The following is a 19,705-nucleotide window of genomic DNA, read 5'->3' as shown; positions in this document are numbered from 1 at the left end:
TCAATACCCGGCCATGAGCAAGCCGATAATGGTTTTGGCGTCGATGATCTCTTTGTCAGCCAGCAGCTTTTTCACCTGGGAGCCAGTGTAATATTCGATGTCGATGAATTCGTCGCCGTCGGTATTCTGCGCGGTTTGCTTAAGGTCGCGCGCCAGGTAGAGGTGCATGATCTCGTCGGTGAAGCCGGGCGCGGTGTAGAACGTGGCCAGGTGCTCAAGGCTGCCGGCGCGGTAGCCGGTTTCCTCCTCCAGTTCGCGGTGGGCGCAATCCTCGGGCTTTTCTCCTTTGTCGAGCTTGCCGGCCGGCACTTCGAGCAGCGGCCTGGCGACGGGATAGCGGTACTGGCGGACGAGCACGACCTCGCCGGCGGCGGTAACGGGTATGACGGCCACCGCACCTGGGTGTTCGACAACATCGCGGGTGGCCTCGCGGCCGTCGGGCAGCCGGACAGTGTCGTGGCGGACGGTTATGATTTTGCCGGTATAGACGGTTTCGGACGCGAGCCGGTGTTCCGTGAGTTTGGACATGAGCGTTCCTCCAAGCATTATTTTCCCTCCCCAGGAATATATTAAGCCCAGGGGAGGGATGTCCATGCATATCATTATCACCGCGAACGGTTTATATTTCTCCGGCAAGGCCGGAGATTTCCGCCGCTTCCTGGCGCGGCTCGGCGCATCGCGCCGCCCTCTGGCGGAATATATCCGCAAGAGTCTGCAGTAAGGGTTATTCCATCCAGGGATAGTGAGTATAGGGTTTTAAGACGAATAGCGGATACTTCACATCGACTTCGTCCGCGAGCCACTCGGGGGCGACCACCCATTTTATCGGCACGTCAAGGAGGCCGGCGGCTTCTTCGGCGACGGCCAGCCCGTCGGCGATATGGGCGAGGGTGGTTTCGCCGGCCAGATTGGTGTTGCTGACGATGCCCGACACGGTCAGCCGCGAGACCTGCTCGATACGGCGACAGACCTGAACGACGGCGGCCGCGGTATTTGTGAACGGCCGGCGGGTATTGACGACCAGCCAGGCTTGATAGGGATTCTCGTTGAATTTGCTGTTGAGCTGTCCGAGGACGATAGCCGATTCGCCGCCGCCGACATCCATCACGACCTGGTATTCATGCTGATAGAGGACCCTCGTCAGGTCCTCGGGCATTATCGGCAGGTCGGCGTGGGCAAATTTGCGGTTGGGAGCGACGACAACCACGCCGCGCTCCTCCAGGAGGGCGCGGTTTTCGCGGGTGCGGAAGTAGGGCTTGACCAGATCGATATCGACGACGGCCGTCTGGTGCCCCAGCTGCCTGAGCTGGAGGGCGTAATTGACAGCGAGTTCGGTTTTGCCGCTGCCGAATTCGCCGACGAATACTTTGATCCTTGGTCCTTGCGCTAAAAGGTCGGTGTTTGTCTGCATTTTTAGCTCCGTTCTGCCCGCGGAAATGTCAACGGGCGGTTGTTCAAATAGTTTATTCCGTTCGCAAAACAAAAATCCTGCCTGTAAACGACAGAACCCCGCGCTTCGCTTTCGGAAGCACGGGGCTCACATTATGCGCGTCAGGCGCGCATTTCCATCCTGAGTTTGTCGGCGATCATCGCCATGAATTCAGAGTTGGTCGGTTTGCCTTTTTCGAGTTTGACGGTATATCCGAACAGGCGGTTGATCATGTCCATGTTGCCACGGCTCCAGGCTACCTCGATGGCGTGGCGGATGGCCCGTTCCACCCTGCTGGGGGTGGTGGCGTATTTCTCGGCGATCATCGGGTAGAGGACTTTGGTGACCGCGCCGAGAAGTTCTATTTCGTTGATTATCATCATTATTGCGTCGCGGAGGTATTGATAGCCTTTGATGTGGGCGGGGATGCCGATTTCGCGGATTATGTTGGTCACCTCGACGTCGAGGGGCCGCGCCTTGATCGACTGGGTGGCCGCGGGGCGCTGGGATGTGATGGCGTTTGCCAGTTGGCGGACACGGTTTATCAGCACGTCCATATTGAACGGCTTCAGTATGTAATAATCGGCCCCCAGCTCGACGACCCGCTGGGTGATGTTTTCCTGGCCGAGAGCCGTCAGCATGATCACCTTGGGACGTTTGCCGCTCATTGTGCTGATGCGCTCCAGCACGCCGATACCGTCGAGGTGTGGCATGATGATATCCAAAATAACGACATCAGGTTTCTTTTCGTCGATGAGGGCCAGGACTTCCTCCCCGTTGTACGCGACCCCAACAAGGTTGATGTCCTGCTGCTGATTCAGGCATTCCTGCATGATATCGGCGAAATCGCGATTGTCATCAGCGATGGCCACCTTTATTGCCTCTCGTATCATAAACATAATCCTCCCTGCCCAGTTTTCTGGAAAATACAATTCGACATATCCGCAACATATCCTTCCTCGTCTGGAAAAAAAATCCAATTTTTTGAGATTTTTTATGCGGATATCGGAAGAAATTTTATTAATGACAGACAGGATTGCGAAAAACGGCCAGAAAGCGTGAATAGCTTTCTGGCCGTCTGCTTTTCCCGACGCGGAACGAGGCCGCTCTCCATCAACATCCAGTCTACGAAGCAGCCGTAACCGCGGGTCGGATCGTGGACGAAGACGTGGGTTACGGCGCCGATGATTTTTCCGTTCTGGATAATCGGGCTGCCGCTCATCCCCTGGACGATGCCTCCTGTCCGCTCTAGCAGGCGTGGATCGGTAACTTTTATTACGAGACCTTTGCCTTCGGGGGTTTCCTGGAGGTTGATCTTCTGAACTTCGATGGCGAATTTCTCGATTTTCTGGCCGTCCACGACGGTGAGCAGTTCCGCCGCACCGAGCTGAACCTGGCTCATCGATGCCACCGGAATGCCGTCTCCGAAGATTTGCTGCGGCGGGTAAGCCGATAACTGTCCATAGATGCCGAAAGGAGTGTTTTTTTCGATGTTGCCGAGCACCTGATCCTCTTCAATGAAGACGCCGATTTTTTCTCCCGGCTGGCCCCGCCGGCCGTGCTGGATGCCGGAAACTGTCGCCAAAACGATTCTCCCCTGATGGCAGTCTATGGGTTGGTTGGTGTCGCTGTCGGTGATGATGTGGCCGAGGGCGCCGTAGGTATTGGTTTCCGGTTCATAGAAAGTGAGGGTGCCGACGCCGGCCGCGCTGTCGCGGACAAACAGCCCGATGCGGTAACGTTTGGTATCCTGGCAGAACATCGGCCGGAGCGACAGCTCGAGATTAGCCGCGCCACGCTTGACGAAAAGGACGACCGGCCTGTTCTCGCGGCCGCTGGCGTCGATTACCTCCGCCACCTGGCTGTCGCTTTGCACGGGTACGCCGTTGATACTTAGGATGACGTCGCCAATCGCTATTCCCGCATCTTTCGCGGGGGAGCGGCTTTGGCCGTCCGCCCCGGTTACGGGGGAATGTCCGACGATGATAACCCCTTGGGAATGCAGAACGACGCCGATTGAGTGGCCGCCAGGCACGAGTTTGAGCGGCGGCAGGACGTCTACCTGCACTGTGCGGACCGGTATCAGGCCCAGCAGCCTGAATTCGAGAGTAGCCTTGCCCAGGCTGACCGGTTCCAGCGATACCGGACGGGAAAAGCCGCGCGGGGAATTGATCTTCACGGCCTGGTCCTGATTGACCGTCATTGTCCAGGGGAAGGCGACGTTGAGACTGGCGGTCTCGCCTGCGATGATGCGCATATGCGGGGGAAGCTGGTAGATATCGCGGAACTGCGGCGAAAAGCAGAAGGCGACGATCAATACGGCGAGCAGCAGGCCGAACGCAGAACGGCGACTAATGCCTGACATCTTCCGTCATCACCCCGAATACTGTTTTTTTTCGGGAGCAACTTTACCCGCACAGTAAAGTTTCCCGATTTCTTCGGGGATTATTCCGGAATATGTAGCATATATTGACTTGACGGCTCGAAATTACTCTATTATCGTAAATAAATAGCGCAAGCTCATGCTTGCGCTTTATTTTTCCATATTTCTTTGCGTGACTGCGCTGATGTTATCATTTCCGCGGCATTATCCAGGGCTGCCCTGGTCAAGTTATCGCCGGAGATCATCCGGGTTACCTCCTGAAGATGGGCATCGTCGTCGAGTATTTTGACGACGGTGATCGTGCGGTCGCCGTTGACCTTTTTTTCGACCGCCAGGTGGCGGTCGGCCATCGCGGCGACCTGCGGGAGATGGGTTACGCACAGCACTTGCTTGTCGCCGGCGACGAGCGCGATCTTCTCGGCGACCATCCGGGCGGTTTGGCCGCCGATGCCTGTGTCGACTTCGTCGAAAATCATCGTGCCGACGCCGCCCGCGCTGGCGGCTACCGTTTTGAAGGCCAGGGCGATACGGGAGAGTTCGCCGCCCGAGGCGACTTTTGCCAGAGGTTTGGCCTCTTCGCCGGGATTGGCGGAAAACAGCACGGCGACTTCGTTGGCGCCGGTGGGCGTATAGCGTTGCACCGTCCTGACGTCGATGACGAGAGCGGCCTGTGGCATACCGAGATCGACGAGATGCCCGCGGACCTTGCCGGCGAGCTCAGTGGCAGCGGCGCGCCGCAGCCGGTCTAGTTCGTCGGCCGCCAGGGCCAGTTCTTTTTCGGCGGCGGCCAGTTGAGCGCCGAGCGTGGCAAGGCGTTCCTCGTAGTTGGTGATGTCGGCCAGTTCGTCCGTTGCCTTGCGGTAGTATTCCAAGATGTCGGCGATAGTGGCGCCGTATTTACGTTTGAGGGTATGGATGGTATCCATCCGTTCCTGCTGTTTGGCCAGCCGCCCAGGGTCGAAGTCGACGTTTTCCCGGTAGTCGCGCAGTTCCGCGGCGACATCCTCTAGCTGGTAGAGCGCGTCGCTGATGGTATCCAGCTTCGCGGCGAGGGCGGCGTCGAAGCGGGCGGCGTATTCGAGTTCCTTGCGGCTCTCGGCAAGGTCGGACAGTGCGCCTCCCGAGCCCTTGCCGCCTTCGGAAAGCAGCCCGTAAGCGCGGCCGACGGCGCCGATTATCTTCTCGGCGTTGCCCAGCAGTCTGATCTCCCGGTCAAGGTCTTCTTCCTCGCCGGCTTTGAGAGCGGCGGCGGCGATTTCTTTTGTCTGCCAGGTCAGCATGTCTAGGCGCTGGGCACGCTCGCGCGAATCGGTCTCGGAACGGGCGAGGGCGGCGCCGAGTTCGCTCCAGGCGGCATAGAGGCCGCGGTAGCGGTCGAGTTTTTCCCGGCCGCCCGGCAGGAAGGAGTCGACCATCGCCAGGTGGGCCTCGGGGCGGAGAAGCGCCTGGTGCTCATGCTGGCCGTGCAGGTCGACGAGTTCGCCGCCGAGCTGACGCAGCATGCCGACGGTGACATGGCAGCCGTTGGCGAGGATGGCGGTCTTGCCCTGCCGCGACAGGTAGCGGCTTATTATCAGGGTGACGCCGTCATCGACAGGTATTCCCTGGTCGTCGAGGATGGCGCGGACGTTGGCGTTGGCGGCCACGTCGAAAACGGCCTCAACCCGGAAGGAATCGCAGCCGCTGCGGATGGCGTCGCGTTCGGCCCTGCTGCCGAGCAGGGTGCTGAGCGCGTCGACAAGGATGGATTTGCCGGCCCCGGTTTCGCCGGTGAGGATATTGAGCCCGCCCGCGAATTCGACGCTGGCCTGTTCGATAAGGGCAAAGTTGGTAACGGTTAAGGTTTTCAGCATCGAGAGTCTCCTCCCCCATGCGTCTTTAGAGCAGGGCCCGGAACCTTGCCAGAACGCCGGCGGTCGCTTCCGGGGGCTTCACGACGAGGAATACGGTGTCGTCGCCGCCTACCGTGCCGATGATTTCCGGCCAGCGGGTGCTGTCGACCGCGTAGGCGACTGCCTGGGCGAGGCCTGGCACCGTTTTGATGACGATGATGTTCAGGCTGTGGTCCATGCCGACGACCGAGTCCTGAAAGGCGCGCTCGAGCCGGGATTGGGAGAAGATAAGGTTTTGCTCGGGAGGGAAGGCGTAGCTGTAGCGGCCGTCGCCGGTGGGAATCTTGATGAGCATCAGTTCCTTGATGTCGCGGGATACGGTGGCCTGGGTCACTTCGATGCCCTTCTTCCGCAGCGCTTCCGCCAGGTCTTCCTGTGTTTCCACCGTCTGGTTCTCGATGATCTCTTTTATGCGCGCGTGACGCGAAGCCTTCATGCCGTTTCACTTCCTGTCTTCCCGATTATATATAGGATGGGCGGCCTGTTCCTCTGGTTGAGCATCCTCCAGGCGGCGGCCGTGAAGTCTGCCTGGGGAAGCGTGGCGAGGAATTCGGCGACGGCGGTATTTTCTTTTTCGCCGGCGTCGTGGCCGGGATAAGCGACGATGGTGACGATGCCGCCAGGGGCCAGGAGGCGCGTTATCGCCCCGAGGGCGGCGACGGTGGTTTCGACGCCGGTGGTGAAGCAGTGGTCGCCGCCAGGGCGATAGCCGAGGTTGAACATGGCAACGTCTATCGGCCCGTCCACATGTTCGGCGACGCGGCTGTGGCAAGCGCATAGCAGGCGGCATTTGCCGGCCAGGCCGTGCTCGGCCAGGCGCCGGCCGGTGGCTTCCAGCGCTTCCGGCTGGAGGTCGAAGGCCCAGACGAGCGCATCGGCAGGACTATTGGCGGCCAGGAAAAGGGTGTCATGCCCGTTGCCGGCGGTGGCGTCCACCACCGTCCTGGCGGTGGCCAGCCTGTCTTGCAGCAGATGCCTGGCCATGGTGAGCGCATTAGCAATTGTCATTGTCGTCATCCCGCCAGAGTTTGGTGCGCAGCGTCTGCGAGTAGCTCTGGCCGCTGAGGCGGATGAATTTGGCCCGGTAGGGGGCGCGCCTGACGATGACGATGTCGTCGGGCCTGAGACCGAAGACTGTCTGGCCGTCGGCGGTCATGACGATGTCGTCGTGAGTCGCCTGCATTGTTATCTTGATTTCTTCCTTTTCCGATACCACCAGGGAGCGGGCATGCAGAGAATGAGGGCAAATAGGCGTAAGGAGGATGACTTTGAGGTTGGGGTTGACCACCGGCCCGCCGGCCGACAGGGAATAGCCGGTCGACCCTGTGGAGGTGGCTACGATAAGGCCGTCGGCCGGGTAACGGGCGATGAGGGCGCCGTCGATGTAGAGCTTCAGCCTGATGAGGCGCGAGAAGCCCCCTTTGGTGACGACGATGTCGTTGATGGCCGACGAGATGAAGAGATCCTGGCCGCCGCGCCGAACGATGGCATCGAGCATCAGGCGCTCTTCGACGAAGTAGTCGCCGCGGATGAGGCGGTCGATTGCCGGGCCGAGGTCCGGCAGTTCGACTTCGGTGAGGAAACCCAACTGGCCCATGTTGACGCCGCAGACCGGGACGCCGGCAGGGGCAACCTCGCGGGCGGCGCTGATGAGCGTGCCGTCGCCTCCCAGGGCGATGGCGAGGTTGATCTGTTCCTTAAGCTCCTCCCGCCGGCAGCCAAGGTCGGGGTAGTTCATTTCCTGGGCCGCGTCTGTGGGCAGAAGGATGCGGATGTTGCTCTCCTTGAAGTGCTGGATAAGCCAGCCGAGAACGGTGCTGACGCTTTCTTTGTTGGTGTTCGGGAATATGCCGACAGTTAGCACGGCCTCCCCTCCCCTATTCATCCGCGTAAGGCGGCGTGGGCCTCAGCCACCGTCGTGTCGACGGCGTCATCGCTTATCCCCGCGCTTTCGGCGGCAGTTTTCAAGTACAAGAGGTATTCGATGTTGCCTTCCGGGCCCTTAACCGGGGAGTAGGCAATCCCGACGGGGATAAAGCCAAGTTCGCGGGCGACGGCGACGATGCGCAGGAGCACTTCGCGATGGACGGCGGCATCCTTTACGACGCCGCGTTTGCCGACCTTTTCCCGCCCGGCCTCGAACTGCGGCTTGACGAGCGTTACCGCCTCGCCCCCCGGCGCGAGCAGCGTCCTGACGACCGGCAGCACTTTGTCGAGCGAGATGAAGGCGACGTCGACGGTGGCGAACGATATTGGCTCGCCGATATCGGCGGGTGTCACATCGCGGATGTTGGTGCGTTCCATGTTGACGACCCGCGGGTCGGTCCTGAGCGACCAGGCGAGCTGGCCGTAGCCGACGTCGATGGCGTATACTTTGACCGCCCCGTTCTGGAGGGAGCAGTCGGTGAAGCCGCCGGTGGAGGCCCCGATGTCGGCCACGATTTTGCCGGCGAGGTCGATGCCGAATACCTCGAGCGCTTTGGCCAGCTTCAGCCCGCCGCGGCTTACGTAGCCGAGGTCGCGGCCGCTGACGGTCACGGCCGCCGTTTCCGGCACGAGCGTGCCCGCTTTGTCGCTTTTCTGGCCGTCGACATAGACCTGCCCGGCCATTATCATGGCCTTGGCCCGTTCCCGGCTGGCCGCCAACCCTTTCTGCACGACAAGGGTGTCGAGGCGTTCCTTGGCCATCACCGCACCCCGAACCGCTGCATGTACTGGGCGACGACCGCGGCGATGCCTTCGCCGGTAAGGCCGTATTTGGCGAGGAGCTGGGGGCGCGAGCCGTGCTCGATGAATTTGTCCGGCAGACCGATGCGGAAGACTTTGACCCAGTTGAGGTTTTCCGCGTTGATGTATTCGAGGACGGCGGAGCCGAAGCCGCCGGCGAGAAGGTTGTCTTCGACGGTCACGATGACGCCGACATCGCGCGCGAGGCGGCGGATAAGCTGCTCGTCGAGGGGCTTGACGAAGCGGGCGTTGACGACGCCGGCCCTGATGCCGTGGCGGGCAAGCAGGTCGCTGGCCGCCAGGCACGGCGCGGCCATAACGCCGGCCGCAAGCAGGGCGACGTCTTTGCCGGGGCGGAGTTCTTCGGCCCGGCCGAGTTCGAGTTTGCGGAACGGTTCGGTGGTTTCGACGCCGAGGCCGCTGCCGCGCGGGTAGCGGATAGCGACCGGTCCGGACATCTCAATGGCGGTGTAGAGCATGTGGCGCAGTTCGTTTTCATCCTTGGGGGCCATGACGGTGAGGTTGGGGATGTGGCGAAGGTAGGAGTAGTCGAAAACGCCCTGATGGGTCGGGCCGTCTTCGCCGACGATGCCGGCGCGGTCGATAGCCAGCACGACCGGCAGTTTCTGCAGACAGACGTCATGGATCATCTGGTCGTAAGCGCGCTGCACAAAGGTGGAGTAGATGGCCACGACCGGCTTTTTGCCTTCGGCGGCCAGGCCGGCGGCCATGGTGACGGCGTGAGGCTCGGCGATGCCGACATCGAAGAAGCGGCCGGGGAAGCGGGCGGCGAATTTTTTCAAGCCTGTGCCTTCGGGCATGGCGGCGGTGATGGCGACGACGGCCGGGTCGTCTTCGGCGATCGACGCCAGGGCGTCGCCGAAGACGGCGGTGTAAGAGGGGTTACAGCCGTTCTTGATGATTTCCCCCGATTCGACGCAGAAGGGGCCGACGCCGTGGAACTTGTCGGCGTTGCACTCGGCGGGGGCGTAGCCTTTGCCCTTGCAGGTTATGACATGGATAAGCACCGGACCCTTCATGGGCTTGCTCTTCTGCAGCACGTCGGTCAGGGAGGCGAGGTCGTGACCGTCGATGGGTTCGATGTAGGTGAAACCGAGTTCCTCGAAGAGCATTCCGGGCACGACCAGGTATTTGAGGCCGTCTTTAAGCCTCTCCACTGTTTTGGCGACCCGTTCGCCGATGGCGGGGATGCGCTTGAGAAGATATTCGGCGTCGTGCTTCATGCGATAATAGGTCGGGTCGGTGCGCAGTTTGGACAGATAGCCGGACATCGCGCCGACGTTGCGGGCGATGGACATTTCGTTGTCGTTGAGGATTACGGTGAGATCCCGTTCCAGATGGCCGGCGTAGTTGAGAGCCTCGTAAGCCTGGCCGCCGGTGAGCGAGCCGTCGCCGATGACCGCAACCACCTGGTAGTTTTCCTTGTTGATGTCCCTGGCGAGCGCCACGCCGAGAGCGGCGGAAATCGAGGTGGACGAATGGCCGGTGCCGAAGACGTCGTGTTCGCTCTCGTCTCTTTTGGGGAAGCCGCTGATGCCGCCCATCTGGCGAAGGGTGTCGAAGCGCTGCCGCCGGCCGGTGAGGATTTTGTGGACATAGGCCTGATGGCCGACATCCCAGATGATCCTGTCCCGCGGACTGTCGAAGACCTGATGGATGGCGAGGGTGAGTTCGACGACGCCGAGGTTGGGCGCCAAATGTCCGCCGGTCTGAGCGACTGTATGTATAAGAAGCCCGCGGATTTCTCCAGCGAGCTTTTCCATTTGCGGCAGCGTAAGCCTTTTAAGATCTGCGGGCCCGCTAATCATGTCAAGTATCCCGTCCAACCGCAGTACCTCACTTTCCGAATAAAAGCGCATAATTAATCATGCCACTTTATTATTATAACATAAAATGGCAGGTTGGCATCAGAAAAATCTGTGGAACAGGAAGGCTACCAGAAAGCCGAGCAGCGCGCCGGCCATCACTTCGAGCGGCGTGTGGCCCAATAGTTCCTTCAGGCGGGTGTCTTTGATGGTGTGCTCGACACGCATCTCGCGGACGAGCTTGTTGATTACCTTGGCCTGCTTGCCGGCTGCCCGGCGCACCCCGGCGGCATCGTACATCACGATGCCGGCCAACACGGCACTGACGGCGAACAATGGCGACGAGAGGCCGTCGTGCAGCGCCACCGCCGATGCAAGCCCGACGACGAGGGAGGTATGGGAGCTCGGCATTCCGCCGGCGCCGACCAACCGCTCGGCTCTGAATTCGCGGTGCTTCCAGTAGGAGGTCAGTGTTTTGAGCACCTGGGCTAAAAACCAGGCGGTAAGGGCCGACATCAGAACGATGTTTTTCCCCAGCGCGGCGATCAGTTCAGCCATAGCACCACCTTAACTGTCCCTGGTGAGAAGATAGTTGACGAATTCCCGCAGCACCGCGGCCTCGTCGCCGAAGCCGTCGAGGGCGGCGAGCGCCGATGACACGGCGGCTGCGGCCATCTCCCGTGCGCCGGCCAGCGAATGGAGCGAGACGTAGGTGGATTTGCAGTTTTTTTCGTCGCTGCCGACCGGTTTGCCGATCTTGGCCTCGTCGCCGGTGACGTCGAGGATGTCGTCGGTTATCTGGAAAGCGAGACCGAATTGTTCGGCGTATTCGGTCAGCGCGGCCAGCTTTTCGGCGGACGCGCCGGCCAGGATGGCGCCGGAGCGGATGGCGGCCTTGAAAAGCGCCCCGGTCTTGGCCCGGTGCATGTACCTGAGGGTGTCGAAGTCGATTGCCTTGCCGGCCGACTGCAGGTCGACCGCCTGCCCGCCGACCATGCCGGCGGCACCTGCGGCGGCAGCCACTTCGCGCACTACGGCTACAAGGGTGGCCGGGGTGACGCCAGGCTGGGCGAGCATAACTTCGAAGGCGGCCGTCAGGAGGCCGTCGCCGGCAAGGATGGCCATGCCGTCGCCGAACACCTTATGGTTGGTGAGTTTGCCCCGCCGGTAGTCGTCGTCGTCCATCGCCGGCAGATCGTCGTGGATGAGCGAGTAGGTATGAATCATCTCAAGCCCGCCGGCCACGTGGAGGTATTGCCGGCCGTCGCCCCCGGCCGCGTCGGCCGCCGCCATCAGCAGGATAGGGCGCAGCCGCTTGCCGCCGGCGAACAGGCTGTAGCGCATGGCCTCGTATATTACCGGCGGATAAGCCGGCGGGAGCATTTCGTCCAGGGCCCGGTCGATCAGCGCGACCTGACTGCGGCAGTACTCTTTCAGCATTTTTCGTTCTCCTGTATCTTGAGCGGGTATTCGTTGAGCTGCCCTTTTTCCTCGCGGATGATCTTGTCGACAGCCTGTTCGGCGGCGCCGAGCTTGGCCAGGCAGATCTGCGACAGGCCGACCCCCTCGGCGAACCTGCCCAGGGCGTCCTCCAGCGGTAGTTCGCCTTTTTCCAATTCTTTCACGATTGATTCTAATTTGTCTAACGCATCCTCAAAACATACGTCCTGTTCGCGGGCCTTTTTGCGCACTGTCGTATTCCTCCTCAGCCCAGATTACTTGTACATCAAGCCGGCCTTGGCCGAGCACCACTTCCAGGAACTGCCCGGGCGAGACAGAAGCCGCCCGGCGCACCACCTGTCCTTCGGGGGTGCGGGTGATGCTGTAGCCGCGGGCCAACACTGCCAGCGGGTCGAGCATCGCTAGCTTCTCCGCCGCCACCTTGAGGCCGTGCTGCTTGGCGGTTACTATCGTCTTAAGCGCCTGCTGGAGACGCTGGAGCAAGAGGTCAACCGTCTGCCGCCGGTCGGCGAAAAGACGCTCCGGCCGTTCGAACAGCCTACTGGCCAGGCACATGTCGAGGCGACGGCGCCGTCCGGTAAGGAGGGCGCGGGTGTGAGTCTCGAGCATGGCCCGCAGCGTCCTCACATACTTGTCCAACTCGCGGACATCGGGCACGACAAGTTCGGCCGCCTGAGAAGGCGTGGCCGCCCGCCGGTCGGCGGCGAAATCGGCGAGGGTGTAATCGGTCTGGTGGCCAACCGCCGACACAACAGGCAGTTTGGAGGCGGCGATCGCCCGTACCACGCTCTCGTCGTTGAAGGCCCAAAGTTCTTCGATACTACCGCCGCCGCGGCCGACGATGATGACCTCGGTCTGGCGCAGGCGATTGAGTATCTCTAGCGCCCGGACGATCTGGGCAGGGGCCTCCGGTCCCTGGACCTGCACCGGCACGAGAACAAGGCTGATGCCGGGATGACGGCGCTTGGCCACGGTGATGACGTCCCGCACCGCCGCCCCGGTAGGCGAAGTGATGATGCCGACGGCCTGCGGCAGGATCGGCAGCGGCCGCTTGCGGCTGTCGTCGAACAGCCCTTCGGCGGTGAGCTTGTCCTTTAGCTGGGCAAAAGCGAGGCTGAGCTCGCCGACGCCCTCGGGGATAAGCTGATCGACGTAGAGCTGGTATTGGCCATCCCGCTCGAAAATGGAAATCTGGCCGCCGGCGATAACCTTGAGGCCGTCCTTGGGCTCGAATCTGAGCAGTTGGGCCCGGCCGCGGAACATCACCGCCCGCAGCGTCGCGTCGCTGTCCTTGAGGGTGAAGTAACAATGACCGGAGTAGTGGCGCTTGAAGTTGGAAATCTCGCCGCGCACCATAACGTCCGCGAGGGCCCCGTCCTGTTCGAAGAGCGCCTTTATGTAGCGGGTGACCGCCCCTACGCTGAGTATGTTCAATAATCTCACCCTGCCAGTCGTCATGCCGTGTTATATACTGTAATAATACAATAGCCGCGCAAAAAAAACAGCCTGGGGCGGGCCGGTCAGAATCTGCGGCCCCAGAACCGCTGCACCAGCGCGCCGCTGACGGCGCCGACCGCGAACCAGAATATGGAGCCCGGCGGGACCAAGTGACCGATGACCGCCCCGATTACCGCGCCACCGAGAATGTATACCAGCATCGCCGCCACCTCCGCGTATGTTAGTTTATCATATGCGGGGGCGGGAAAAGTGGTGCTAGCGGACAAGAGCGCGGCAGGCCGCGCCGACGGCGTTGTCGCCGCTGTAGCGGGCTGCGGGAAAGTGAAGGCTGACGCCTGAGGCGCCAAGGGTCGCGGTGATGCGGGCACGTATGTAGGTGTTGGCCAGTACGCCGCCGACAAACAGGATGGCGCCGGCGCCGGTGGCTGCAATCGCCGCCTCGCAAAGCCCGAGCAGCGAGTCGGCGACACAGTTTTGCACCCCGGCTGCGACGGCTGCGGGAGTATCCCCTTTGGCAAGAAGGCGCAACGCCTGGGTCTCGGGACCGGCGAAGCTAAGCTTCAGACCTCTGACTGCTACCGGCAGGGTGGCCGGTATGTCCTGGGCGGCGAGGGCGAGTTCCTCCAGACTGGGGCCGGCGGGAAATGGCAGGCCGAGAGCCACGCCGATACGGTCGATAAGCTGCCCGGCGGCGATGTCGCTCGTGCCGCCGAGGGCTTCCACCTTAAGTCCGGCTGCTTCGCGCGTAACGAGAGCGATTTCGGTGGTGCCGCCCGAGGCGTGGACGGCGAGGAACCGCGCAGCGGCGGGACCGCCGGCCGACCATGCGCCGGCGAGGATGTGTCCTTCCTGATGGCTCAGAGAAACAAAAGGCACGGCCTGTGCCACGGCGATGACCCGGGCATAGCCTGCCCCTACGAGGAAAGCCGGCATATAAGATTCCGGAAGCGACCGGGGCTGGGTGGATGCGGCGACGGCCGCGAAAGCGAGCGGACCGCCGGCGTTGGCAGCGGCGGCGGCGAAAAGCTCCGGCAGGTGCCGAGTATGCTGATAAACCATTTCCGACTGCGCCAGTCCCCTGCCCCCAGGTTTGACGGCCAGCGGGCGGCGTTCGTCGGCCACCAGACTGCCGTCTACGCCCATCAGGGCCACCGAGGTGGTGTAGCAGCTGGTGTCTATGCCGAGCACGAGTTTCATGTCGCACCCTTGTTCTTGACCAGCGAGCCGAGGATGCCGTTGACGAACCGGCTGGATTCCTCCGTGCCGAAAGTCTTGGCGAGTTCCACCGCCTCGTTGATGATTACGTTGGGGGTAAGCGGCTCGCTGCCGAACCGCATCTCGTAGATGGCGATGCGGGCGATATTGCGGTCGACGCTGGCCATGCGGTCGAGCTTCCATTCGGCCGACGCGCCGACAATTATCTCGTCGATGGCGGCGCGGTTGGCCGTCGCCCCGCTGACCAGTTCCCAGGCGTAAGCCTTGGTTTTGACGTCCGGTTCGCCGGCCTCTTCGACGGCGGCTGTGAGCGCCTGTTCGGGTTCGGTGGCGTTGAAATCAAGTTGATATAGCGTCTGCAGGGCCATTTCCCTGGCCTTCCTGCGGCTCATGCTTCGTCCTCCGCTTCTTTTACCTGTGGTATCCCGGCGGTAATAGCTTGTCCAAAATGTCCATGATATCTTCTTTTTCGTCGATGCGTTTGCCGACTATGTAGCCGGTGATCACGCACAGCAGGACGAAGATGGTCTGGAAAAAGCCGAAAATGATGATAAGTACCCCGAGGGTGAAGCCGATCGTCACGCCGACGATCTTGCCGCTGTGATGCTGCCAGATTTCCTCAATCAGCTTGCGGTCCACGAAGCCACCCTCCTATTCCACCCGATGCTTGGATTTGAAGTCATTGGAAATGTTTTCGACGAAGATATGCATATCAGCCAGGTCAACGCCCACGGTGCTCTTTACATAGTCGCTCACCCGCTGCTGGATTTCGGCGGTGACGGTCGGGATGTTGCCTTCGGGACTGATGACGGCCTTGATCCGAAGACCCAGACCGGCCGAGGTATGGCTTGCCACTACCTTGACGCCTCTGACGCCGCGCACGTGACGGGCGGCCTTTTCGACGAGGTTTTCCACCGCTTTGAGCGAGATGTGGATGTCGCCCATCTCGTTGTGGTGGATAATGGTATTGCCGCTGCCCCGCGAACGCAGCCCTGCCAGCAGCAGCCTGATACTGACCAGCAGGAAGACGGCGGCAACCATGCCGGCCTCCCATTGCCCGTAAATAAGCGAGATGCTTGTCCGCACCTGCTCCAAAGAAACGAGGCGGAGCGAGATGAGGATTACGCCCAGCGACAGGAAGGCGAGCAGGAAGGTGTAGATTGAAAGGATGATCCGGTCGAAGATCCCCATAATTGCTCCTTTCTAGCGGACGCGAACGTCTTCGTCCTTGGCTTCGGGGGCGAATCCGACCCCCTGGACGTGGATGTTGACCTCTACGACATCGAGGCCGGTCATCGATTCTATAGCCCGCTTCACGTTCTCCTGGACCTGGAGAGCCACATCGGGGATACGCACCCCATACTCGGCGATGATGAACAGATCGACGGCGGCTTCGCGTTCGCCGACTTCCACCTTCACGCCTTTCGACAGGTTGCGTTTGCCGAGCATTTCGGCGATGCCGCCCACCAGGCCGCCGCTCATACCGGCCACCCCTGGAACTTCCGTGGCCGCCATGCCGGCGATTATACCCACGACCTCGTCGGCGATCCGAATCGAGCCGACATCGTTATGTTCAGTCCTCTCGAGTTTCTTATCCATCGCCGCTCTCCCTTTCGTCCTGGTTAGAACAAATATATTGGCTTTTGCGACACATTATAACTCTGAATTATTATACCAGACTTTTCCGCTTCTTAGCAAATATAAGTGCGCGGAAAGGTCTGGCGGTGTGTAAGACTTTATCGTCAACTGAAAAAGCTGTCCGATGCGGACAGCTTTTCTATTAAGGCTTCGCGCTGATCGTTATGTCCTCGGGCTTAGCTCCGCTCACCCGGCCGATGACGTCGGCAACCTGCATGACCTCTTCCCGGCTTAAGGTCTGCGTCTTGACCACGGCGCTGACGTTGTTATCGCGTACGAACACCAGCGCGTCGGCAAAGCCCCGTGCCTTGATGAGGTTCTCCATTTCCGATTCCCGTTGCTTCTCCATTACCAGTTTGAGCACGGCGTCCTGGGCTTTTTGCCGCGAGTCGTCGGTCTTGGCGGTTTTCAGAGCCTCGCGCAGCAGGTCGGAGCGTTCGCTCCGCACCCTGTCGCGCTCCAGGCGGTATTCGGTGTAGAAGTCGCTGACGGCGGGTGCGGCCTGTTCGGCGACCGGCCTGATAACCTGCAGGGCGTTGGAACGGTCGACCCTGGCGCTGCGGTATTCGCGCCCGTAGGCATACACGGCAAACACAACGGTCAGCACGGCGACGATGCCGACGACGGTTGTCAACAGGCGCCCCGCTTTCCTCAGCAGCAGCACTCTCATCGCGGTCTCACCTCACTTTCGCTGCGGTAGTACGGTAATCTTATAGGGCGGGAGGCCGAGGCCGGCTTCGACCGCTCTGGTAAGGCTGGCTTTCACCGCGGAGTCGGCGGCTCCTTCGGCGATCACCAGCACGCCTTTAACCGCCGGCTTTGTTTCCCGCACCATAACCGGGCGATCGATGCCGTTTTCGCGGCCAAGCAACACCTGATCGCTTTCCTTGTTTTCGGTGGTCGTCCGCACGCCGCCCGAGGTATCGCGCTCCTGGATGGTTCGGCTTTCGCGGACGGTGTTCCGGGCGTATTCCTGGGTGAGGCCGCTTTCGAGGGTTATGCTGACAGCGACCGAGCCGGCGCCTTTTACCTGGGAGAGCAGGTTGGCGAGCTTGACTTCCAGCGCTTCCTCGTAGCTGCGGGGCGCCGTCACGCTCCTGGACGGCTCGGCCGGCGCGAGTTGCTGCGGCCTAGCCGGCTGGGTTTCGTACATGCTGCCGAAAACGAGGAGCATAACGCCGACAAGGCCGAGGAACAGGAGCCGCGGACTTAAGACCCCCTCTTTCATAAGCCTCGGCGGCCACACCTTTTTCGTCGTTGTCATCAGTTCTCCCAAAACGCTCATCGCCATTCCCCCCTCCTCAATTCATTTTCGCCACTTCTACCTGGGCCGCCGACAGTTGGTAAAGCTCGCACACGGTGCGGACAATCTTGTCGCGGAGCGCCGGCCGCAGTTCGGCCGTCCGCGCCTCGCCGCCCTTGCCTAGGGAAATTCTCGCTACTTTCCTGTCGTTGGCGGTCAGCCCCGGCAGGACATAGACAGTGACTTTACCGAGGACGCCGGTCCGTCCGCCGGCATCATTCGCCAGTTCGACCGCGACCCGCGCGTCGGCGACGCCGTCGACGGAGACCGCCACCGCCCGTATCTGCCGGGCGAGGTCTTTGCGATAATGCTCCACCGCCAGCCGGTCGCGTTCGCGGACGACGGCTTCCGCGCCGCTCCGCACCCTGTCCGCGGCCGGTCCGCTCTGACCGGCGAGCGCCGGCACTTCCGGAACGTCGCGGCTTTGAAGGATATCGACGACAGGGCCGAGGATGGCGAGCAGGATCAGCAGCCCCATTATCACCCGCACGAACCGCTGCATACCGCTCGACGGCAGAAGCAGTTCGAGGAAGGAGGCGAACAGGACGACCATGACGATATTTCTCACCCAGTCGGTTACGGCCGCCAGCAAGGCTCTCCCCCTCCCCTATCTAAGCATCATCGTCATGCTGCCGACACCGATGATCATCGTGATTGTCAGGAAAAACATGACCGCCACCGCCAGCACGCCACCGAAAACGAGCAGCAGGTTATCGCCCATGCCGTCGAGGCATTTGGCCATCTTCTCGTCGCCCATCGGCTGGACCAGCGCCCCGGCGAGCTTGATCACAAATATGAGCGACGCTAATTTTATGAGCGGCAGGGCGCAGAGGGTAAGTACAGTGGCGATGCCGAACAGGCCGATGGCGTTTTTGAGCAGCAGCGACGCCCCCATCACCATTTCCACCGTGTCGGCGAACATCTTGCCGACGACGGGGATGAAGGTGGCGGTCGCATATTTGGCGGTGCGCAGCGCCACCCCGTCGGCGACGCCGCCGGCTACTCCCTGGACGGTGATGACGCCGACGAAAACCACCATGGTCAGCCCCAGCACCACCATACCGCCCTGGCGGAAGAGGCCGCACAGGTTGCTGACCTGGTATCTGTCGGACAGAAAATTGACGCATTGCAGCACAGCGGCCAGGAAAAAAAGCGGCAGGACCACGTCCTTGACGACGATGCTGACCGTGCTGACGACGAACAGCATCAGGGGTGTGAACAGAGCTGCGGTGGTAACGGCGCCGACCCCGGCCAGCAGCGATATGAGCAGCGGCAGGAGCGCTTCCATGAAACCGACCATGTTGCCGACCGTGTCACGGGCGAGGGCCATGGCGTTGTAGAAAGCGGTCAGGGCGATGACGGCCAGGAAGATATAGCAGATGCTGTAGGCCAGCAAGGAAATGGCCGAATGCTCGAACGAATTCTGCAGGTTCTGCAGCAGAGCGCAGAGCACGGCGAGGAAGAGCAGCTTGCCCATGAGGTGAGCGTTGGCGGCCAGTTCCTTGAACAGCCGGGCAACCGTATTCTGTTTGACGCTCTCCCAGTCGAGGGAGAAGCCGCGGGCGGCGATGCCGCGGATTGTCTCGCCGCTTAAAAGCGGGATATCCTCATTAAGTTCGCGGTTTATTTTTCCGATGAAGCTGTTGACTTCGTCGAGGGATATCGCGTCCGCCAGCTCCCCGGCTGCTTCGCCGGGGGCGGCTTGGACCGGGGCCAGGAGGAAAAGGCATAGGAGCGCCACTGTCAGCACGATTCTCATTGCGGCCACCTTCAGGGAATGAGTCGGACGATCGTTTCCAGTACCAGGGCAATGATCGGGATGGCCAGGACCATAACGAGCACTTTGCCGGCGAACTCTATCTTGCCGGCGATCGCCCCTTCGCCGGCGTCGCGGCAGACCTGGGCCCCGAATTCGGTGATATAGGCGATGCCGATGATTTTCAGGATTGTGTTAAGGTACATCTGGCTGACGCTGGCCTTGTCCGCCAGGTCGCGGAACAGGTTGAGGACAACCTCGATTTTTGCCAGCACCAGGAGGAAGATCACCGTCGCCATGGTGATGCTGATCTGGACGGCTATTTCCGGCCGCTGGCTGCGGATTATCAGGATGAGGAGGGTGACGATGAAGCCCAGGCCGACGATCTGGATAATTTCCATGCCGGCCGCCCTCAGTAGAGCTTGAAGACGGTCTGCACGGTGGTGAACAGCTGTCCGAGGAGCTGGACCACCCAGAAGAGTACGATGGTGAAGCCGGCCAGGGTGCAGAGATGGGCCATGTCTTCCTTGCCCGCCTGCTTAAGGGCGGTGTGGAAGACCGAGATCAGGATGCCCACCCCCGCTATCTTGAACAATAGGTCGAGATTCATCGCCAAA

General features: G+C 61.3%; 27 protein-coding genes. 1 reads left to right on the top strand and 26 read right to left on the bottom strand.

Annotated elements, in window-relative coordinates:
• The gene (locus tag RIN56_00760) at positions 1–528 is read right to left on the bottom strand and encodes an NUDIX hydrolase (protein MDR7865311.1); all 528 of its coding nucleotides are present in this window, start codon (positions 526–528) and stop codon (positions 1–3) included.
• Positions 529–592: 64 nt separating this feature from the next.
• Between RIN56_00760 and RIN56_00755 the strand changes: the two genes are divergently transcribed.
• Complete coding sequence (locus RIN56_00755; protein ID MDR7865310.1) at positions 593–721, top strand: hypothetical protein; 129 nt, start codon at positions 593–595, stop codon at positions 719–721.
• A gap of 3 nt (positions 722–724) precedes the next feature.
• Here RIN56_00755 and RIN56_00750 read toward each other — a convergent pair whose 3' ends face one another.
• From RIN56_00750 to spoIIIAC, 25 genes are all read right to left on the bottom strand, one after another.
• Positions 725–1,411 carry a hypothetical protein gene (locus tag RIN56_00750; protein ID MDR7865309.1) on the bottom strand — a complete coding sequence of 229 codons (687 nt, stop codon included), beginning with the start codon at positions 1,409–1,411 and terminating at the stop codon, positions 725–727.
• A 140-nt stretch (positions 1,412–1,551) separates the two neighbouring features.
• Positions 1,552–2,322 (bottom strand): sporulation transcription factor Spo0A, encoded by a 771-nt coding sequence (spo0A, locus tag RIN56_00745; GenBank protein MDR7865308.1) that lies wholly within the window; start codon positions 2,320–2,322, stop codon positions 1,552–1,554.
• Between the two features lie 101 nt (positions 2,323–2,423).
• Positions 2,424–3,794: a SpoIVB peptidase gene (gene spoIVB, locus RIN56_00740; protein ID MDR7865307.1), complete on the bottom strand. Its 1,371-nt coding sequence runs from the start codon at positions 3,792–3,794 to the stop codon at positions 2,424–2,426.
• A gap of 155 nt (positions 3,795–3,949) precedes the next feature.
• Positions 3,950–5,665 carry a DNA repair protein RecN gene (recN, locus tag RIN56_00735; GenBank protein ID MDR7865306.1) on the bottom strand — a complete coding sequence of 572 codons (1,716 nt, stop codon included), beginning with the start codon at positions 5,663–5,665 and terminating at the stop codon, positions 3,950–3,952.
• Between the two features lie 25 nt (positions 5,666–5,690).
• Positions 5,691–6,140, bottom strand: a complete 450-nt coding sequence (gene argR, locus RIN56_00730) for an arginine repressor (GenBank protein ID MDR7865305.1) — start codon at positions 6,138–6,140, stop codon at positions 5,691–5,693.
• Positions 6,137–6,712: a class I SAM-dependent methyltransferase gene (locus tag RIN56_00725; GenBank protein ID MDR7865304.1), complete on the bottom strand. Its 576-nt coding sequence runs from the start codon at positions 6,710–6,712 to the stop codon at positions 6,137–6,139. The genes argR and RIN56_00725 overlap by 4 nt, the downstream gene beginning before the upstream one ends.
• A complete protein-coding gene (locus RIN56_00720) occupies positions 6,699–7,568 on the bottom strand; it encodes an NAD(+)/NADH kinase (GenBank protein MDR7865303.1) in 870 nt (289 codons plus the stop codon). Before RIN56_00720 ends, RIN56_00725 begins: the two co-directional genes overlap by 14 nt.
• Positions 7,569–7,585: 17 nt before the next feature.
• On the bottom strand, positions 7,586–8,392 hold the full coding sequence (locus RIN56_00715) for a TlyA family RNA methyltransferase (protein MDR7865302.1): 807 nt from the start codon (positions 8,390–8,392) through the stop codon (positions 7,586–7,588).
• Positions 8,392–10,278 (bottom strand): 1-deoxy-D-xylulose-5-phosphate synthase, encoded by a 1,887-nt coding sequence (gene dxs / locus RIN56_00710; protein ID MDR7865301.1) that lies wholly within the window; start codon positions 10,276–10,278, stop codon positions 8,392–8,394. Before dxs ends, RIN56_00715 begins: the two co-directional genes overlap by 1 nt.
• 81 nt (positions 10,279–10,359) lie before the next feature.
• Positions 10,360–10,815 carry a divergent PAP2 family protein gene (locus RIN56_00705; GenBank protein ID MDR7865300.1) on the bottom strand — a complete coding sequence of 152 codons (456 nt, stop codon included), beginning with the start codon at positions 10,813–10,815 and terminating at the stop codon, positions 10,360–10,362.
• A 9-nt stretch (positions 10,816–10,824) separates the two neighbouring features.
• On the bottom strand, positions 10,825–11,697 hold the full coding sequence (locus RIN56_00700) for a polyprenyl synthetase family protein (protein ID MDR7865299.1): 873 nt from the start codon (positions 11,695–11,697) through the stop codon (positions 10,825–10,827).
• Positions 11,691–11,882 (bottom strand): exodeoxyribonuclease VII small subunit, encoded by a 192-nt coding sequence (gene xseB / locus RIN56_00695; protein ID MDR7865298.1) that lies wholly within the window; start codon positions 11,880–11,882, stop codon positions 11,691–11,693. The genes RIN56_00700 and xseB overlap by 7 nt, the downstream gene beginning before the upstream one ends.
• A gap of 28 nt (positions 11,883–11,910) precedes the next feature.
• Entirely contained in the window at positions 11,911–13,152 is a 1,242-nt protein-coding gene (gene xseA / locus RIN56_00690) for an exodeoxyribonuclease VII large subunit (GenBank protein ID MDR7865297.1), read from the bottom strand.
• Positions 13,153–13,238: 86 nt separating this feature from the next.
• Entirely contained in the window at positions 13,239–13,376 is a 138-nt protein-coding gene (locus RIN56_00685) for a hypothetical protein (protein ID MDR7865296.1), read from the bottom strand.
• 55 nt (positions 13,377–13,431) lie between these two features.
• Positions 13,432–14,373 (bottom strand): O-sialoglycoprotein endopeptidase, encoded by a 942-nt coding sequence (locus RIN56_00680; GenBank protein MDR7865295.1) that lies wholly within the window; start codon positions 14,371–14,373, stop codon positions 13,432–13,434.
• Complete coding sequence (nusB, locus tag RIN56_00675; protein MDR7865294.1) at positions 14,370–14,783, bottom strand: transcription antitermination factor NusB; 414 nt, start codon at positions 14,781–14,783, stop codon at positions 14,370–14,372. Before nusB ends, RIN56_00680 begins: the two co-directional genes overlap by 4 nt.
• 19 nt (positions 14,784–14,802) lie before the next feature.
• Complete coding sequence (locus RIN56_00670; GenBank protein MDR7865293.1) at positions 14,803–15,030, bottom strand: DUF2273 domain-containing protein; 228 nt, start codon at positions 15,028–15,030, stop codon at positions 14,803–14,805.
• 12 nt (positions 15,031–15,042) lie between these two features.
• A complete protein-coding gene (amaP, locus tag RIN56_00665) occupies positions 15,043–15,582 on the bottom strand; it encodes an alkaline shock response membrane anchor protein AmaP (protein ID MDR7865292.1) in 540 nt (179 codons plus the stop codon).
• A gap of 12 nt (positions 15,583–15,594) precedes the next feature.
• Positions 15,595–15,990, bottom strand: a complete 396-nt coding sequence (locus tag RIN56_00660) for an Asp23/Gls24 family envelope stress response protein (protein ID MDR7865291.1) — start codon at positions 15,988–15,990, stop codon at positions 15,595–15,597.
• Positions 15,991–16,171: 181 nt separating this feature from the next.
• Positions 16,172–16,699 (bottom strand): SpoIIIAH-like family protein, encoded by a 528-nt coding sequence (locus RIN56_00655; GenBank protein ID MDR7865290.1) that lies wholly within the window; start codon positions 16,697–16,699, stop codon positions 16,172–16,174.
• A gap of 12 nt (positions 16,700–16,711) precedes the next feature.
• The gene (locus RIN56_00650) at positions 16,712–17,320 is read right to left on the bottom strand and encodes a hypothetical protein (GenBank protein ID MDR7865289.1); all 609 of its coding nucleotides are present in this window, start codon (positions 17,318–17,320) and stop codon (positions 16,712–16,714) included.
• Between the two features lie 10 nt (positions 17,321–17,330).
• Entirely contained in the window at positions 17,331–17,924 is a 594-nt protein-coding gene (spoIIIAF, locus tag RIN56_00645) for a stage III sporulation protein AF (GenBank protein ID MDR7865288.1), read from the bottom strand.
• Between the two features lie 15 nt (positions 17,925–17,939).
• On the bottom strand, positions 17,940–19,091 hold the full coding sequence (gene spoIIIAE / locus RIN56_00640) for a stage III sporulation protein AE (protein ID MDR7865287.1): 1,152 nt from the start codon (positions 19,089–19,091) through the stop codon (positions 17,940–17,942).
• Between the two features lie 11 nt (positions 19,092–19,102).
• Positions 19,103–19,489, bottom strand: coding sequence for a stage III sporulation protein AD (spoIIIAD, locus tag RIN56_00635; protein ID MDR7865286.1), 387 nt, complete (start codon positions 19,487–19,489; stop codon positions 19,103–19,105).
• Positions 19,490–19,500: 11 nt separating this feature from the next.
• Positions 19,501–19,698, bottom strand: coding sequence for a stage III sporulation protein AC (spoIIIAC, locus tag RIN56_00630; protein MDR7865285.1), 198 nt, complete (start codon positions 19,696–19,698; stop codon positions 19,501–19,503).
• Positions 19,699–19,705: the final 7 nt, after the last annotated feature.

The sequence above is a fragment of the Sporomusaceae bacterium genome (genome assembly GCA_031460455.1).
GTDB lineage: Bacteria > Bacillota > Negativicutes > Sporomusales > UBA7701 > Anaeroselena.
Note: the sequence above shows the minus strand (reverse complement) of the source record. Positions and strands in the feature narration are given on the sequence as shown.

Coding starts and splice junctions, on each gene's coding strand:
- RIN56_00760 (MDR7865311.1), bottom strand. CDS start 528: ATGTCCAAACTCACGGAACACCGGCTCGCGTCCGAAACCGTCTATACC.
- RIN56_00755 (MDR7865310.1), top strand. CDS start 593: ATGCATATCATTATCACCGCGAACGGTTTATATTTCTCCGGCAAGGCC.
- RIN56_00750 (MDR7865309.1), bottom strand. CDS start 1,411: ATGCAGACAAACACCGACCTTTTAGCGCAAGGACCAAGGATCAAAGTA.
- spo0A (MDR7865308.1), bottom strand. CDS start 2,322: ATGATACGAGAGGCAATAAAGGTGGCCATCGCTGATGACAATCGCGAT.
- spoIVB (MDR7865307.1), bottom strand. CDS start 3,794: ATGTCAGGCATTAGTCGCCGTTCTGCGTTCGGCCTGCTGCTCGCCGTA.
- recN (MDR7865306.1), bottom strand. CDS start 5,665: ATGCTGAAAACCTTAACCGTTACCAACTTTGCCCTTATCGAACAGGCC.
- argR (MDR7865305.1), bottom strand. CDS start 6,140: ATGAAGGCTTCGCGTCACGCGCGCATAAAAGAGATCATCGAGAACCAG.
- RIN56_00725 (MDR7865304.1), bottom strand. CDS start 6,712: ATGACAATTGCTAATGCGCTCACCATGGCCAGGCATCTGCTGCAAGAC.
- RIN56_00715 (MDR7865302.1), bottom strand. CDS start 8,392: ATGGCCAAGGAACGCCTCGACACCCTTGTCGTGCAGAAAGGGTTGGCG.
- RIN56_00705 (MDR7865300.1), bottom strand. CDS start 10,815: ATGGCTGAACTGATCGCCGCGCTGGGGAAAAACATCGTTCTGATGTCG.
- RIN56_00700 (MDR7865299.1), bottom strand. CDS start 11,697: ATGCTGAAAGAGTACTGCCGCAGTCAGGTCGCGCTGATCGACCGGGCC.
- RIN56_00685 (MDR7865296.1), bottom strand. CDS start 13,376: ATGCTGGTATACATTCTCGGTGGCGCGGTAATCGGGGCGGTCATCGGT.
- RIN56_00680 (MDR7865295.1), bottom strand. CDS start 14,373: ATGAAACTCGTGCTCGGCATAGACACCAGCTGCTACACCACCTCGGTG.
- nusB (MDR7865294.1), bottom strand. CDS start 14,783: ATGAGCCGCAGGAAGGCCAGGGAAATGGCCCTGCAGACGCTATATCAA.
- amaP (MDR7865292.1), bottom strand. CDS start 15,582: ATGGGGATCTTCGACCGGATCATCCTTTCAATCTACACCTTCCTGCTC.
- RIN56_00660 (MDR7865291.1), bottom strand. CDS start 15,990: ATGGATAAGAAACTCGAGAGGACTGAACATAACGATGTCGGCTCGATT.
- RIN56_00655 (MDR7865290.1), bottom strand. CDS start 16,699: ATGAGAGTGCTGCTGCTGAGGAAAGCGGGGCGCCTGTTGACAACCGTC.
- RIN56_00650 (MDR7865289.1), bottom strand. CDS start 17,320: ATGGCGATGAGCGTTTTGGGAGAACTGATGACAACGACGAAAAAGGTG.
- spoIIIAE (MDR7865287.1), bottom strand. CDS start 19,091: ATGAGAATCGTGCTGACAGTGGCGCTCCTATGCCTTTTCCTCCTGGCC.
- spoIIIAD (MDR7865286.1), bottom strand. CDS start 19,489: ATGGAAATTATCCAGATCGTCGGCCTGGGCTTCATCGTCACCCTCCTC.
- spoIIIAC (MDR7865285.1), bottom strand. CDS start 19,698: ATGAATCTCGACCTATTGTTCAAGATAGCGGGGGTGGGCATCCTGATC.